The organism is Bradyrhizobium sp. BR13661 (assembly GCF_029892425.1).
Lineage (GTDB): Bacteria > Pseudomonadota > Alphaproteobacteria > Rhizobiales > Xanthobacteraceae > Bradyrhizobium.
On the sequence record NZ_JARXWB010000009.1, the window covers coordinates 13359 to 29474 of the forward strand.

The window sequence follows — 16116 nt, forward strand, 5'->3', positions numbered from 1 at the left end:
GCCTAATCCGCCACCAGCACATCGGCCACGAATTTCGGTTCACGCACGACCTGTCCCGTAAAAGGCGAGCCCTGCTCGAACCAGGAGCGCGGCGCGGGCGCGCCCCACAGCGTCTGGCGGCGCGGATCGCGCAACGACCAGCGCAGCGGCTCATGGTCGTGATCTCCGGTGAAGTAGTCGCTGGTGTAGAGCTCGAGACGATGTCCATCGGGATCGCGGACGTAAAGGAAGAACGCGTTCGAAATGCCGTGGCGTCCCGGGCCGCGCTCGATGTTCTTCACAAAGCCCTGTGAGGCCATCACGTCGCAGAGATGGATGATGTTCATCGCCGTCGGCGTCCAGTAGGCGAAGTGGTGCAGCCGCGGACCCTTGCCGTTGGTGATGGCGAAGTCGTGGACGTTGCCCTTGCGATGCATCCAGGCGGCGGCGATGCGGCCGTTCGGTCCGTCTTCCTCGGCATATTCGGTGAGGCGGAAGCCCAGCCGGGCATAGAAGTCGATGGTGTCCTGGACCTCGGCAGCGAAGACGTTGAAATGGTCGAGCCGCTGCGGATGGCACCCCCTGTAGAGGTCATAGCGGCGCAAGAGATGCGGCCGGCGCTCCATCGAGGCGTAGAGCTCGATCTGGAAGCCGAACGGATCGGTGAACTGCAGCGTGCGGCCTTGGAAGGGCTGGTCGACGAAGGCGTAGTTGAGACTGTTCTCGGAGAGGAACTTTGCGGCCTTGTCGAGATCTTTGTCGTTGCCGACTTTGAAGCCGAGCCTGTTGCAGGCGGGCACGGCCGCTTTGCGCAGCACCAGCGAGTGATGCTGATGCTCCTCGGCGGCACGCAAATACACGACATTGGTGTCGGCGTCCTCGACATGCAGGCCGACTGTGGTCTCGTAGAACTCGCGGCTCAGCTTCAGGTCGGTGACGTCGAGCACGACGTGGCTGGAGCGGATGATGTTGAATGGCGGCTCGAAGATGTGTTGCGGTACCGGCATTTGCGTTTCCCTCGGAGCGACGAACGTCAGAGTCCCAGTTTCTGGATCTTGTGCGTGCCCCGCGCCAGCGAGACATGCTTGGTTTCCATGTAGAAGTCGAACGAGTAATCGCCGCCGTCGCGGCCGATGCCGGAGGCCTTCATGCCGCCGAACGGCGTCGGCAGATGGCGCACGTTTTCCGAGTTCAGCCAGATCATGCCGGCCTCGAGCGCGTCGGCAACGCGCAAGGCTCGGCCCACATCGTTGGTCCAGACATAGCCGGTCAGGCCATAACGGATGTCGTTGGCGATCTCGATCGCGTTTTTCTCGTCCTTGAAGGGCAGCACGGTGAGGAAGGGGCCGAACACCTCTTCCTGCGCCACGCGCATCTTGCCGTTCGCGCCGGTCACCAGCGTCGGTTCGACATAATGTCCGCCGCCAGGGCCATCATAGGCCTTGCCACCGACCGCGATCGTTGCGCCGTCCTGCCGCGCGACATCGAAATAGGAGCACACCTTGGCCAGGTGCCGCTCGTGGATCAGTGGCCCGATTTCGGTGGCGGGATCGAGGGGATGACCGACCTTCAGCGCCTTCACGCGCGCAGTCAGCTTCTCGATGAATTTTTCCGCGATGCTCGCCTGGATCAGCAGGCGGCTCGACGAGGTGCAGCGCTCGCCGTTGAGCGAGTAGATCATGAACACGACGGCATCGAGCGCGCGGTCCATATCGGCATCGTCGAACACGATGACGGGGTTCTTGCCGCCGAGCTCGAAATGCACGCGCTTCAAGGTCGGCGCGCCCTGAACCATGATCGCCGAACCCGTCGCGCTCTCGCCGACAAACCCGATCGCCTTGATCGCGGGATGCTCGGTCAGTGCCTTGCCGGCTTCCTCACCGAAGCCGTGCACGGTGTTGAGCACGCCGTCGGGCACGCCGGCCTCCTTAACGAGCTTCGACAAGATAGCGGCCGTCACCGGCGACCATTCGGCCGGCTTGTGCACGACCGTGCAGCCCGCGGCGAGCGCAGGGGCGATCTTCCAGGTCGAGAGCATGAACGGCGTATTCCATGGCGTGATCACGCCGACAGGGCCGATCGGCACGCGGGTCGAGACGTTCCAGTGCTCGTCGCTCGGCGTGTTGAGGCCGTCGCGCGCCTCGGCGCATTTGTCGGCGAAGAAGCGGAAATTCTCGGCGGCGCGGATCGCGGCCTTGGCCATGAAGCGATAGGCTTGGCCGGTGTCGATGCATTCGAGCACGGCGATGTCTTCGGCATTGTCTTCGATCGCGTCGGCCACCCGATGCAGCAGCTTGCGCCGCATCGCCGGCCCCATGTCCCGCCAGGACTTGAAGGCGAGCGCCGCAGCCGTCGCCGCGGCATCGATGTCCTCGGCATCGCCGCGCGCGACGGTTGCGAGCACGGCGCCATCGACCGGCGACTTGGTCTCAAAGGTCTGGCCGGAGATCGCCGGCACGATCTTGCCGTCGATCATGTGGCCGATGCCGTCCGCCTGCAGCTTCTTGAGCAGCGGCGCGACGCGGTCGCGGTTGGCCTGGAATATGTCGGTTTTCGGGGTAGGCTTATCCATGGGCGGCCTCCACTTTCAATGCGTCGTGGATGTTGTTGCGCTTCCAGCTGGTGTCCTTGTCGTTGATCTGCATGTCGAACGACAAGGCGAACTTGCTGGCGGCAAAGACGGGATCAAGATGCTTAGAGAGCGCCTGGAAGACATGCTCGCCGGCTTTCTGACGGGTCGGCAGATCGCGGCCTTCGCCGATGCGCAGCACCATGTCGAGAAAGCCGTAATCGTGCCTGTTATCGGCAATCGCATAATGTTCACACCTGACGGCGCGAACGCGGATGCCGCCAAGCGGGAAGATGCCGGTCTCGACGGCCGCCTTGCGCACGATCTCGCAGACGGCGCCGATGTCGAGACGGCCATCGAGATTGGCCGAATATTCGATCGTGAAATGCGGCATGGCAGTTTCACTCCCTGTGTATTCTTGTTGCTTTCTAAGCGAAGTAGCAGCTGACCGAGCCGTAGGCGCCATAGTCGGCTTGAATTGTGTCGCCCTTGCGGGTCTCGATCGGACGGATGAAGGAGCCCGCCAGCACGACCTGACCGGGCTCGAGCGCAAGGCCGAGCGGCGCGATCTTGTTGGCGAGCCACGCCACGGCGGTCGCGGGATGATTGAGCACGCCCGCGGCAAGCCCGGTCTCTTCCAGCTGGCCGTTCTTGAAGCACAGCGCGCCGATCCAGCGCAGGTCGGCATCCAGCGGACGGATCGGCCGTCCGCCGAGCACGATGCCGGCATTCGCGGCATTGTCGGCGATGGTGTCGTAGATCTTGCGCATCGCCTTGGTCTTGGGATCGACGCGCTCGATGCGCGTATCCAGGATCTCCAGCGCCGGCACGACGAAATCGGTGGCGTTGAGCACGTCGAATAGCGTGCAATTGGGCCCTTCGAGCCGCTTGCTCATCACGAAGGCGAGCTCGGCCTCGACGCGCGTCGCGATGAATCGCTCGGTCGGCACCAGGCCGCCGTCGGCGAAGAACATGTCGTCGAGCAGGACGCCGGAATCCGGCTCGTCGATGTTGAGCGCGCTCTGCATCGCCTTCGAGGTCAGGCCGATCTTGTGGCCTTTGACGACGCGCCCTTCGGCGATCTTGATGTCGACCCATGCCTTCTGAATCGCGTAGGCATGGGCGATGGTGATGTCTGGGAAGTCCTGCGAGAGCTGCCGGATCTGCACGCGGGTCTTCTCCGCCTGGTGCAGACGTTTCGCGCAGGCTTGGATATCGTCGTTCGAAAGCGCCATCGGTGATCTGCCAAATCCTGGTGCCGGGAGTTACTTAACATGTTAAGTGAATGCGTCAATCGCAATTCGCCTATGCTGCACCGCAAACGTTTTCCGGTCTGAACGGGCGGCTTTGAAAGAGCGTTATGGCCAAGAAATCCACTGAACCCACCAGCGCAAACGCGGCTGCCGCGCGGCAAGTGCCGATGCGCGATTTCTCCCGATCGCTGCCGATGTCGCTCTTGCGGGCGCGCGAGGCGGTGATGCGGCAATTTCGCCCATCGCTGCGCGAGCATGGTTTGACCGAGCAGCAATGGCGCATCCTGCGCGCGCTCGCCGCGATCGAGGCCGCCGAGGTCACGGAACTCGCGCGCACGGCATTTCTCCTCGGACCGAGCCTGTCGCGCATCCTGCGGGATCTCGAGGCGCGCAATTTGATCGAGCGCAAGACGGCGAAGGCGGACCAGCGCCGCAGCATGGTGTCGATCTCGAAAGAGGGTGTGAAGCTGATGGCGTCGGTCGCGCCGTCGTCGGAAGCAATTTATGCCGAGATCACGCAGCGTTTCGGCGCGCGCAAACTTGCCGAGCTGCAGGAGATGCTGGGCGAGCTTGAGCAGAGCCTCGCAGGGCTCGGCGCCGGCGATGAGGCAAGTGCCGAGGAGTGAAACCAGATATGCGCTTGGGTGCGGCAACAGCCATGGACATTGCCGCGTTTTTTAGCTCAAAGTGCCGCCCAAGCTGATCCGTCCAAAATCGGCATCGGAAAGCAGGATCGCGCTGTTGCGGCGCTCGTCATGGTGACGAAGATCCAGGCAACAGAGAAGATCCAGGCAACAAAGAAGGAAGGCAACGTGGCGAACAAGGTCAAGGAAATCTGGAAGTCGGGCAAGGCCGTGGTCAATGCGTGGCTGGCTATTCCCTCCGGCTTCTCCGCTGAGATGATCGCGCAATGCGGCTTCGACAGCGTCACCGTCGACATGCAGCATGGCGTGCAGGATTATTTGTCGATGGTGCAGTGCTTCCAGGCCATGGACAAGCATCCGGTGACCCCGATGGTTCGCGTGCCCTGGAATGAGCCCGGCATCATCGGCAAGGTGCTCGATGGCGGCGCCTATGGCGTGATCTGCCCGATGGTCAACACGGCGCAGGAAGCCAGGAACCTCGTTTCCTATTCCAAATATCCGCCACAGGGCGTCCGTTCCAACGGCCCGATCCGTGCCGGCATGTATGGCACCGCCGGCTCGTATCAGAAGACTGCGAATGCCGACACCATCCTGCTGCCGATGATGGAGACCAAGACGGCGGTCGAGAACATGGAAGCGATTCTCGATGTCGAGGGCATCGATGGCGTTTATATCGGTCCGTCCGACCTCGGCTTCTCCTACGGCCTCGAGCCCAAGCTCGATCGCTCCGAGCCCGAGATTCTTGCGATCTACGACAAGATCATCAAGGAGTGCGGCAAGCGCGGCCTCAACCCGGGCATCCATTGCAGCGGCGCCGAAGGTGCCGCGCGTGCCATCAACATGGGCTTCAAGCTCGTGACACTCTCCAACGAGGTCGGCATGATGACGACCTATGCCAAGATGCAGGTCAACGCGACCCGCAAGGATTCGGGCGGCAAGGCCTGATCTCCCTCTGTGTCCCGGACGCGATGCAGCGCGTAGCGCTGCTTCGCAGAGCCGGGACCCAGGTTGCTTGCGAACGATACGATAGATGGGCCCCGGCTCAGCAGCGCACCGTTTCACGCTGCGCTGCGTCCGGGGCACGATCCTTTGAAGACCCAAGGAGACTCTCATGACCGTCAGCCCCGTCATCCGCCTGCATCCCGATGATGGCGTGCTGATCGCGCGCGCCAGCCTGCCGCCGGGTACGGTGGTCGCTGACGGCATCGCTACGGTCGAGCGCATTCCCTCCGGCCACAAGGTCGCGATCAAGCCGATCGCGGTGGGCGAGCCTGTGATCCGCTATGGCCAGATCATCGGCTTTGCGACGCAAGCCATCGCGCCGGGCCAGCACGTGCACGTGCAGAACATCGGCATGGGCGATTTCGCCAAGGACTATGCGTACTGCGCCGACGTCAAGCCGACGCCGAACTTCGATCTGCCCGCGACCTTCGAAGGCATTCGCCGCCCGGACGGTCGCGTCGCCACGCGCAACTATATCGGTATCCTCACCTCGGTGAATTGCAGCGCGCATGTTGCCAGTCTCGTCGCCGACGTCTTCAAGAAGAACCCCTTCACCGGCGACAATCCGCTGGCCGAATTTCCCAATGTCGACGGTGTCGTCGCGCTCACCCACAAGACCGGCTGCGGCATGACGCAGAACGAGCCGCTGGCGCTGCTCCGCCGCACGCTCGGCGGCTATGCGCGGCACGTGAACTTCTCGCACGTCATCGTGCTCGGCCTCGGTTGCGAGGTGAACCAGATCGGCGGCCTGATGGAAGAGCAGAAGCTCGCCGGCCGCCTGCGCGCGATGGACATCCAGGAGGTTGGCGGCACCCGCAAGACGGTGGAAGCCGGCATCGCCTTCGTGCGCGAGGCGCTGGCGGATTCCAACAGGGTGAAGCGCGAGTCCGTGCCGGTGAGCGAGCTCACGGTCGCCCTGCAATGCGGCGGCTCGGACGGCTATTCCGGCGTGTCGGCCAATCCGGCGCTGGGCGCGGCCAGCGATCTGATCGTGCGTCACGGTGGTACGGTGATCCTGTCGGAGACACCAGAGACCTACGGCGCCGAGCATCTGCTGACGCGCCGCGCCGTCAGCCGCGAGGTCGGCGAGAAGCTGGTCGATCTCATGCGCTGGTGGGACGAATACACCGCGCGCGAAGGCGCCGAGATGAACGCCAATCCGAGCCCCGGCAACAAGGCCGGCGGCCTCACCACCATTCTCGAAAAGTCGCTTGGCGCGATGGCGAAGGCTGGCACCACGAACCTTGTCGACGTTTTGCGCTACGCCGAGCCGGTCACGAAGCGCGGCTTCGTGTTCATGGATACGCCCGGCTACGATCCGGTCGCCGCCACCGGCCAGGTCGCCGGCGGTGCCAATCTCGTCTGCTTCACCACCGGCCGCGGCAGCGTGTTCGGCTGTAAGCCGGCACCGTCGATCAAGCTCGCCACCAACACGCCCATGTACAAGCGCATGGAAGACGATATGGACGTCAATTGCGGCACCATCCTCGAAGGCGAGGAGACCGTCCAGGAGTGCGGCCAGCGCATCTTCGACCTCATCCTGAAGACCGCATCCGGCCAGCCGACCAAGAGCGAGAGCTTCGATTTCGGCGGCGCCGAGTTCGCGCCCTGGGTGCTTGGCGCGACGATGTGAGCCCACTGCGGCGGTAGCCGAACACGGCCCCTAGTAATTATACGTAGGCGTCATTTGACCGCACGGTGTCCCGCGCTCACGCCTGATTAATGATCCTGCCGTAATCCTGAATCGATTTGAGCGCGCTTCCTTTTGGGGGCGCTCGCCTTCGTGGGGATTGGCGACAGATGACGCACGTGATACGGCCGACCGGCGTGGAAAATTTCCTCGGCGAGGAAGAGCTGATCGTCTCGAAGACCGATCTGAAGGGCCGTATCACCTATGCCAATGACATCTTCCTCAGCATGGCGAAGTACTCCTGGAAGGAACTGATGGGTGCCCCCCACAGCCTGATCCGCCACCCCGACATGCCGCGCGCTGTCTTCAAGCTGCTGTGGGACACGCTCCAGTCCAAGCAGGAGATATTCGCCTACGTCGTCAATCTGGCAAAGGACGGCAGCCATTACTGGGTGTTCGCCCACGTCACGCCGACTTTCGATGAACGCGGCAATATCGTCGGCTATCATTCCAACCGTCGCAAGCCCGATCCCGTGCAGATCGAGCGCATCAAGCCGATCTACAAGACGCTGTGCGCGGAAGAGGCGCGGCATGCCAATGCCAAGGACGGCATGCATGCGAGCTTCGATGCGATGGTCGGACTGCTCAAGCAACAGGGTGTCGGTTACGATGAATTTGTGCTCTCTCTCTAAGGCGCAGGGAGCGACCGCGCTCGCGTGTGTTCTTGCAATCGTTGCGTTCGGATTCTCGCTCCTCGGTGTGACCGGACTGTCCGGCGCAGCGCTGCTGGGCGCGACGATCGTGCTGCTCGGCTACGCCGTCTGGTGCCAGCATCGCACCGCGATGGCGGTCGATGAAGTCGCCGATGTCTGCCGCAAGGCGGCCCACGGCGATCTCGAAGCGCGCATCCTGAGTGAACGGCAGGCCGGGCGCATCGGTGGCATTCAGAAGTCCGTCAACGACATGCTCGACATCACCGATGCGTATTTGCGTGAAGCCTCGGCGTCGATGGACTATGCCAGCCGCGGCAAGTATTTCCGCAAGATCCTCGCACGCGGTCTGCCCGGCTCGTTCCGCCGTTCGGCCACCGTCATCAATGCCGGTACCGACAGCCTCGGCCGCCGCGTGGTCGAGATCGCCGATCTCGCAAGACATTTCGGCACGCATCTCGACGAGGTTGCCGGCACGCTGATGGGGGCTGCGACCGATCTCGAATCCGACGCCGGCCAGATGGCTGCGGCGGCCGAGAGGACCAGCCGCCAGACCTCGGGCGTGCTCAACGCCTCCGATCAGGCCTCGCGCAATGTCGCGACGGTTGCCAGCGCCGCCGAGCAGCTCGCCTCCTCGATCGCCGAGATCGGCCGCCAGGTCACCGGCTCGACGGCGAGCACGGGCCGCGCGGTGACGGAAGCCAACCGCGCCGGCAGCGAGATCCGCACGCTTGCGGACGCCGCGCTGCGGATCGGCGACGTCGTCAAGCTGATCAGCGAGATCGCCTCGCAGACCAATCTGCTCGCGCTCAACGCGACCATCGAGGCGGCTCGGGCAGGGGAAGCCGGCCGCGGCTTTGCGGTCGTGGCCTCCGAGGTCAAGAGCCTCGCCAACCAGACGGCGAAAGCGACCGAGGAGATCAGCGCCAAGGTCGGCGAGATGCAGCAATCGACCACCAATTCGGTCGCGGCCGTCGAGGCGATCGCGCAGACCATCGCCGAGATCAACGGCATCACCGCCTCGATCGCCACCTCGATCGAGCAGCAGGGCCTCGCCACCCGCGAGATCGCCCGCAACGTCCAGGAAGCCTCGGCCGGCACCTCGCAGGTCTCTTCCAACGTCACAGGCATCAGCGAAGCCGCCGCCGACACCGGCCGCGTCGCAAGCCGCGTCAACGGCGCTTCCGAGCGCGTTCACGGCGAGGTCGAGACGCTCCGGCGCGAGGTGACGCAATTCCTGCAGCGGCTGACCTCGGCGGCGTAAGGGTCTCGTAGATCCGTAACAGATCGTCATGCCCGGGCTGGTCCCGGGCATCTATGTTCTTCGGCACCGCAGGCGAAGGTCGTGGATGGCCGGGACAAGCCCGGCCATGACGCCGCGGAGGTTTCAGGACCCCAAACTCCTACCTCTTGTGTGGCAACTCGGGACGACGGGATACTTCCTAGGCACGGTCTGCCCGTTGTTAATGCTTGATCGCGTTGACGTCAGGTGTTCTGCTCAAAAAAGCTGCTGGAGCAACGTACCCCGTGTCGATCTACGTCGCATTACACCACGTCACCCACTACAAATACGACCGCCCGATCGATCTTGGCCCGCAGACCATCCGCCTGCGGCCGGCGCCGCACACGCGCACGCCGATCCTGAGCTATTCGCTCAAGGTCACGCCATCAAATCATTTCGTGAACTGGCAGCAGGACCCGCAGGGCAACTGGCTTGCCCGCTACGTCTTCCCGGAGAAGGCCACCGAGCTGAAATTCGAGGTCGACTTCACGGCACAGATGACGACGGTCAACCCGTTCGACTTCTTCGTCGAGCCCTACGCCGACAGCTTTCCGTTCGAATACACGAAGGATCTCAAGACCGAGCTGGCACCGTATCTCGAGACCATCAAGCCCGACCCCGCCTTTGCCAAATATCTGGCCTCGATCCCGCGCGAGGCGCCGAACACGGTCAACTTCCTGGTCGATCTCAATCGCGAGCTGCAGCAGAAGATCAACTACGTCATCCGCATGGAGCCCGGTGTGCAGACGCCGGAGGAGACGCTGACCTCCTGCGCCGGCTCGTGCCGTGACTCCGCCTGGCTCCTGATCCAGACCTTCCGCCATCTCGGCCTCGCGGCCCGTTTCGTCTCCGGCTATCTCATCCAGATCCGTCCCGACATCGATCCGATCGAGGGGCCACCGGAGGTCGAGAACGACTTCACCGATCTGCACGCCTGGGCCGAGGTCTATCTGCCGGGCGCGGGCTGGATCGGGTTCGACGCGACCTCCGGCATGCTGGCGGGCGAGGGGCACATCCCCGTTGCCGCCACGCCGCATTATCGCTCGGCCGCGCCGATCTCCGGCGGCGCCGGCTTTGCCGAGGTCGAGTTCGCCTTCGACATGAGCGTGAAGCGCATCCGTGAGGCGCCGCGCATCACAAAGCCGTTCTCCGACGATTCCTGGGCGCGGCTCAACGATCTCGGCGAGCAGGTCGACGACGATCTCGCCGCGCAGGACGTGCGGCTCACCATGGGCGGCGAGCCGACCTTCGTCTCCGTCGACGATCTTGAAGCGGCGGAGTGGAATACGGAAGCCGTCGGCCCCACCAAGCGCGCGCTCGGCGACGATCTGATCCGCCGCCTGCGCACGCGCTTCGCGCCGGGCGGACTACTGCATTACGGCCAGGGCAAATGGTATCCGGGCGAGAGCCTGCCGCGCTGGGCCTTCGGCCTTTACTGGCGCAAGGACGGCGTGCCGATCTGGAAGAATGCCGACCTCATTGCCAAGATCGAGAATTCCAAGCGCGCCGTGACCGAGGACGCCGAGGATTTCATGGAGGGCACGGCGGTGCGGCTCGGGCTCGATTCCGGCTACATTATTCCGGCCTATGAGGACACCGCCTATTGGCTGCTGAAGGAGGCCGAGCTTCCCGTCAACGTCGATCCCGCCGATTCCAAATTGTCCAATCCGGAGGAACGGGCGCGCATGGCGCGGGTGTTCGATCAGGGCCTGCGCACGCCGCGCGGCTATGTGCTGCCGGTGCAGCGCTGGAACGCGCCGCCGCGCTGGCGCAGCGAGCGCTGGCAGCTCCGGCGCAATCATCTGTTCCTGATGCCGGGCGATTCCCCGCTCGGCCTGCGCCTGCCGCTGGGCTCGCTCGGCTACGTCCCGCCCGGTGAATATCCCTATATCGTCGAGCAGGATCCGATGGAGGCGCGCGGCAAGCTGCCGGTGTTCACGCTCCCGGAGCGCCCGAAATCGCCGCCACGAGTCGCGCCGGAGAAGCTCAACACGTCCGTCCCCGTCCGCACCGCGCTGTCGATCGAAGTCCGCGATGGCGTGATCTGCGCCTTCATGCCGCCGGTCGAACGCATTGAGGATTATCTCGAGCTGGTCGCGGCGCTCGAAGCGACCGCCGAGGAGATGCAGCTCCATGTCCATGTCGAGGGCTACGCGCCGCCATTCGATCCGCGCATTGAGGTCATCAAGGTGACGCCCGATCCGGGCGTGATCGAGGTCAACGTTCAGCCGGCGAAGAATTGGCGCGAGGCGGTCGACATCACCGTCGGGCTCTACGAGGATGCCGGCAAGATACGCCTCGGCGCCAACCGTTTCCTGGTCGACGGCCGCCACACCGGCACCGGCGGCGGCAATCATGTCGTGATCGGCGGTTCGAGCCCGCAGGACTCGCCGTTCCTGCGCCGGCCCGATCTCTTGAAGAGCCTCGTGCTGTACTGGCAGCGGCATCCGTCGCTGTCCTACTTCTTCTCCGGCCTGTTCATCGGCCCGACCAGCCAGGCGCCGCGCATCGACGAGGCGCGCCACGACAGCATCTACGAGCTCGAGATCGCGCTCTCGCATGTGCCGCCGCCGGGCTATCAGGTGCCACTGTGGCTGGTGGACCGGCTGTTCCGGCATCTGCTCGTCGACATCACCGGCAATACCCATCGCTCGGAAATCTGCATCGACAAGCTCTACTCGCCTGACGGGCCCACCGGCCGGCTCGGCCTGGTCGAATTCCGCGCCCTCGAAATGCCGCCGGATCCGCGCATGTCGCTGGCACAGCAGCTCCTGATCCGCGCGCTGATCGCAAAGTTCTGGCGTGAGCCGCAACAGGGCAAGTTCGTGCGCTGGGGCACGGCGCTGCATGATCGCTTCATGCTGCCGCATTTCATCTGGGAAGATTTTCAGGACGTGCTCTCCGAGCTGAAAGGCTCAGGCTATGCGTTCGAGCCGGAATGGTATCTGGCCCAGCTCGAATTCCGCTTCCCCGGCTTCGGCCGCGTCCACCATGGCGGCGTGACCATAGAGTTGAGGCAGGCGCTGGAGCCGTGGCACGTGCTCGGCGAAGAAGGCTCGGCCGGGGGCACCGTGCGCTATGTCGATTCGTCGGTCGAGCGGCTCCAGGTCAAGGCGGAAGGATTCGTCGAGGGCCGCCATATCATCACCTGCAACGGCCGCCGCCTGCCGATGACCTCCACCGGCCGCTCGGCCGAAGCCGTGGCCGGGGTCCGCTTCAAGGCCTGGCAGCCGGCCTCCGGCCTGCATGCGACCATCCCGGTCCACGCGCCGCTGACTTTCGATCTCCTTGACACCTGGAACGGCCGCTCGCTTGGCGGCTGCGTCTACCACGTCGCCCATCCCGGCGGCCGCAGCTACGATACCAAGCCGGTCAATACCTACGAGGCCGAGGCGCGGCGGCTGGCGCGCTTCCAGGACCATGGCCATACGCCGGGACCCATGCAGCCACCGCCCGAGGAACGCACAAATGAATTCCCGCTGACCCTCGACTTGCGGACCCCGCTTCTGCAATGAGTATGATGGTGGGGCAGGGAGAGGCGCATGGGCGAGGGCGCAGCCGAAGGGGACAGGGCAGGTAAGACGACGCAAGGTCAGCGTGAAGGCCAGCGCCGTCTTGCGCAATGGGTCCGCGACTATCGCCGCCTGCCTGGCATCCCCGACGAATTCCTGGGGCCTGACGGCGCCCCGCGCCCGGTCTGGAACCGGTTCTTCGGCGCTTTTGGTGCACTGGCGCCCGACGAGGTCGAACGGCGCTTCGGCATGGCCGACCGCCACCTCCGCGAGGCCGGTGTCACCTACCGCGCCCCCGGCGACAGCGCCGACCGGCCCTGGATGCTCAGCCATCTGCCACTCCTGATCGACGAGGCTAACTGGAAGCAGCTCTGTGCCGGCATAACCCAGCGCGCCGAGCTTCTGGAACTCGTGCTGCGCGATATCTATGGCGAGGGCCGGCTGGTTGCCGAAGGCGCGCTGCCCGCGGGCGCGATCGCCGGCAGCCCCGAATATCTTCGCGCCGTCTGCGGCGTGCCGCCGCCGGGTGGGCGCTATCTCTCGCTCTACGCCGCCGATGTCGGCCGCGGGCCCGACGGCCGCTGGTGGGTGCTCGGCGATCGCACGCAGGCGCCGTCAGGCGCCGGCTATGCGCTGGAGAACCGCCTGGTGCTCTCGCGCGCCTTCTCCGATCTCTACAAGTCGATGAACGTGCCGCGCGTCGCGCCGTTCTTCGAGGCGTTCCGCGACAGTCTTCGCGCACGTGCCGATCGCGATGAGCCGCGCATCGGCGTGCTCACGCCCGGCAGTTTCAGCGAGACCTATTTCGAGCATGCGACGCTGGCGCGCTATCTCGGCTTCCTGCTGGTCGAGGGCGACGATCTCGCCGTCAGCGACAATCGTGTCCACATCCGTACCGTCGCCGGCCTGAAGCGGCTCGACGTGCTTTTGCGCCGCGTCGATTCCAATTCGCTCGACCCGCTCGAACTCGATGCGTCCTCGCATCTCGGCGTGCCCGGCCTGATCGACGTGCTGCGCAAGGACGGCGTCGTCGTCGCCAACATGCCGGGCTCCGGCGTGCTGGAGGCGCGGGCGCTGCTCGGCTTCCTGCCGGCACTAAGCCGCCGCCTGCTCGGCGAGGAGCTGAAGATGCCGCACATCGCAACGTGGTGGTGCGGCCAGAAATCGGCGCGTGACGAAGTGTTGTCGCGGCTCGACGAGGTCGCGATCGAGGGCGCCTATCAGCGCGGCGTTCCCGGCTTCCACAGCAACGGTCCAGTGCTCGCAAGCGAGCTCGATGTAACAAGACGTCAGCGCCTGGTCGATGCCATCGGCGCGCGCGGCATGGACTACGTCGGCCAGGAGGTGGTGCGTCTGTCCACCATGCCGGTGTGGGAGCAGGGGCAGCTCACGCCGCGTCCCTTCGTGCTGCGCGTGTTTGCGGCGGCAACGCCCGATGGCTGGGCCATCATGCCCGGCGGCTTCTGCCGGATCGCCGAGCAGGCGGATGCGCGCGCGGTGTCGATGGGCGACGGCGCGCGTGCCGCCGACGTCTGGGTGGTCTCGGACAAGAAAGTCTCGACCGCATCGTTGTTGCCGACGACCGACAAGGTCCGCATCCGCCGCATCGCCGGCGTGCTGCCGAGTCGCGCTGCCGACAATCTGTTCTGGCTCGGCCGTTATCTCGAGCGCGCTGAGGCCACGCTGCGGCTGGTCCGTGCGCTTGGCTCGCCGAGCGGGCCCAACAAGGGCACCGCGGCCTCGCTGCAATCGGCCGAACGGATCCAGCGCCTGCTGGTGACCTGGGGCGCGATCTCGCAGACCTCGCGCGCGGCGCCAGGGCGGATCGTCGCCGAAGCCTTGCAGAGCGAGGCGCGTTTCGGCTCGGCGCTCTCGCTGGTGCGCTCGGCGCTGCGCACGGCGACCTCCTTGCGCGAGCGGCTGTCGCCCGACGCCTGGCAGGTCATCACCGAAATGGCCGAGCGACTCTCCTACGAGGTCGAGGACGACGACAGCGTGCTCAGCGCGGCCGAGCTGACCTTGCAGGAGCTTGCGAGCTTTGCGGGACTTGCGCAGGAGAACATGAACCGCGCCGCCGGCTGGCGCTTCCTCGATATCGGCCGCCGCACCGAGCGCGCCATCAACACGGCGCGTTTTGCGCGCCAGTTTGCTTATGACGAGGCCGGCGACGAGGACCTCGACATCCTGCTGACGCTGGTGGATTCCCAGATCACCTATCGCTCGCGCTATCTGCTGGCGCCGATCCTGGCGCCGGTGCGCGACCTCGCGGTGCTCGACAGCTACAATCCGCGCTCGGTCGCGTTCCAGGTGGCGACCTTGAACGAGCATATCGCCGCATTGCCGAGCCTGAAGGAGCACGGCCTGATCGAAAAACCGCAGCGGCTTGCCGTCGCGGTGCAGTCGATGCTGGCAACGGCCGAGGCCGAGAAGCTCGAGGTCAAGAACCTGTTCGCGCTGGAGCAGGATCTGCTCAGCCTCGCCGAGGCGATCGGACTGCACTACTTCCCGCACGGCCCGAATGCGAGCCGGCCGGAAAAGTTGACGGGGCTGGCGTGATCTACGACATCCAGCACGTCACCACCTACGAATATGAGAGCCCGGTCAGCTTCGCCCGCTGCACGCTGCGGCTTGAGCCGAAGAACGGCCATGGCCAGGAGCTGATCTCGCACAAGGTCGAGATCCGCCCGCGTCCGTCCGAGCGCAACGTCCGCCGCGATTTCTTCGGCACGCTGACCGAGAGCATCGTCATCGAGGCCGCGCATCGCAATCTGCGGATCGACTCGCGCTCGCGCGTTTCCGTCGAGCGCAAGCCGCCGGCGCGCGATGCCGCGAGTCCGGCCTGGGAGAGCATCCGCGACATCGCCTTCGAGGCCACGAGTCTCGGGCCGTCCTCGCCGGTCGGCTATGTCTTTGCGAGCCCGCTGGTGCCTGTCCTGCGTCCCGTCAGCGCCTATGCCACGGAGAGCTTCAAGCCTGGCACGGGTATCGTCGCCGGCGCCGTCGATCTGATGCACCGCATCCGTGCCGAGTTTCGCTACGACCCCAAGGCCACGGTGATCTCGACGCCGCTCAACGAGGTCTTCGACCAGCGTCATGGCGTCTGCCAGGATTTTGCCCATGTCATGATCGCGGGGCTGCGCGGGCTCGGCCTGCCTGCGGCCTATGTCAGTGGTTATCTGCGCACCATTCCGCCGCCGGGCCAGGCGCGCTTGCAGGGTGCGGACGCGACGCATGCGTGGGTGTCGCTATGGTGTGGGGCGGAACTCGGCTGGATTGATTTCGATCCGACCAACGATCTCCTGGTCGCCAACGACCATATCGTGCTGGCGGTCGGCCGCGACTTCTCCGATGTGTCCCCGATCGACGGCATCATCGTCGGCTCGCCGAAGCAGAAGCTCGGCGTCGCGGTGGACGTGCTGCTGGTGGAATGACCGTAGTTTCACCGGTTCGGCTGTGTGACCGTATGCGTCTGGTTGCGGGAAATTTGTTTCGGTGTGTGTCCTTGATGTGGCGAGCCGCGGCTCATTAACACGCT

The 16116-nt window shown here is 65.0% G+C and carries 12 protein-coding genes; 8 read left to right on the plus strand and 4 right to left on the minus strand.

Annotated features, from left to right (window positions below; all coding sequences use genetic code 11):
- Positions 1–2: 2 nt before the first annotated feature.
- The 4 genes from hpaD to hpaH are packed head-to-tail and all read right to left on the minus strand — an operon-like array spanning position 3 to position 3783.
- Complete coding sequence (gene hpaD, locus M2427_RS16605; RefSeq protein WP_280707505.1) at positions 3–986, minus strand: 3,4-dihydroxyphenylacetate 2,3-dioxygenase; 984 nt, start codon at positions 984–986, stop codon at positions 3–5.
- 26 nt (positions 987–1012) lie between these two features.
- Entirely contained in the window at positions 1013–2551 is a 1539-nt protein-coding gene (hpaE, locus tag M2427_RS16610) for a 5-carboxymethyl-2-hydroxymuconate semialdehyde dehydrogenase (protein ID WP_280707507.1), read from the minus strand.
- Positions 2544–2942, minus strand: coding sequence for a 5-carboxymethyl-2-hydroxymuconate Delta-isomerase (locus tag M2427_RS16615; RefSeq protein WP_280707508.1), 399 nt, complete (start codon positions 2940–2942; stop codon positions 2544–2546). The genes hpaE and M2427_RS16615 overlap by 8 nt, the downstream gene beginning before the upstream one ends.
- A 34-nt stretch (positions 2943–2976) precedes the next feature.
- The gene (gene hpaH / locus M2427_RS16620) at positions 2977–3783 is read right to left on the minus strand and encodes a 2-oxo-hept-4-ene-1,7-dioate hydratase (RefSeq protein ID WP_280707509.1); all 807 of its coding nucleotides are present in this window, start codon (positions 3781–3783) and stop codon (positions 2977–2979) included.
- A 125-nt stretch (positions 3784–3908) separates the two neighbouring features.
- Between hpaH and hpaR the strand changes: the two genes are divergently transcribed.
- The 8 genes from hpaR to M2427_RS16660 all read left to right on the plus strand — a co-directional run bounded on the left by hpaR (position 3909) and on the right by M2427_RS16660 (position 16012).
- Positions 3909–4427 carry a homoprotocatechuate degradation operon regulator HpaR gene (hpaR, locus tag M2427_RS16625; protein ID WP_280707510.1) on the plus strand — a complete coding sequence of 173 codons (519 nt, stop codon included), beginning with the start codon at positions 3909–3911 and terminating at the stop codon, positions 4425–4427.
- 186 nt (positions 4428–4613) lie between these two features.
- A complete protein-coding gene (locus M2427_RS16630; protein ID WP_280707773.1) occupies positions 4614–5390 on the plus strand; it encodes an aldolase/citrate lyase family protein in 777 nt (258 codons plus the stop codon).
- Between the two features lie 166 nt (positions 5391–5556).
- Positions 5557–7080 (plus strand): altronate dehydratase family protein, encoded by a 1524-nt coding sequence (locus M2427_RS16635; RefSeq protein ID WP_280707511.1) that lies wholly within the window; start codon positions 5557–5559, stop codon positions 7078–7080.
- Positions 7081–7247: 167 nt separating this feature from the next.
- A complete protein-coding gene (locus M2427_RS16640; RefSeq protein ID WP_280707513.1) occupies positions 7248–7769 on the plus strand; it encodes a PAS domain-containing protein in 522 nt (173 codons plus the stop codon).
- Entirely contained in the window at positions 7747–9051 is a 1305-nt protein-coding gene (locus M2427_RS16645) for a methyl-accepting chemotaxis protein (protein ID WP_280707514.1), read from the plus strand. Before M2427_RS16640 ends, M2427_RS16645 begins: the two co-directional genes overlap by 23 nt.
- 263 nt (positions 9052–9314) lie before the next feature.
- Positions 9315–12584 carry a transglutaminase family protein gene (locus M2427_RS16650; protein WP_280707515.1) on the plus strand — a complete coding sequence of 1090 codons (3270 nt, stop codon included), beginning with the start codon at positions 9315–9317 and terminating at the stop codon, positions 12582–12584.
- Between the two features lie 27 nt (positions 12585–12611).
- Entirely contained in the window at positions 12612–15137 is a 2526-nt protein-coding gene (locus tag M2427_RS16655) for a circularly permuted type 2 ATP-grasp protein (protein WP_280707516.1), read from the plus strand.
- Positions 15134–16012, plus strand: a complete 879-nt coding sequence (locus M2427_RS16660) for a transglutaminase family protein (RefSeq protein ID WP_280707517.1) — start codon at positions 15134–15136, stop codon at positions 16010–16012. The genes M2427_RS16655 and M2427_RS16660 overlap by 4 nt, the downstream gene beginning before the upstream one ends.
- Positions 16013–16116 lie beyond the last annotated feature (104 nt).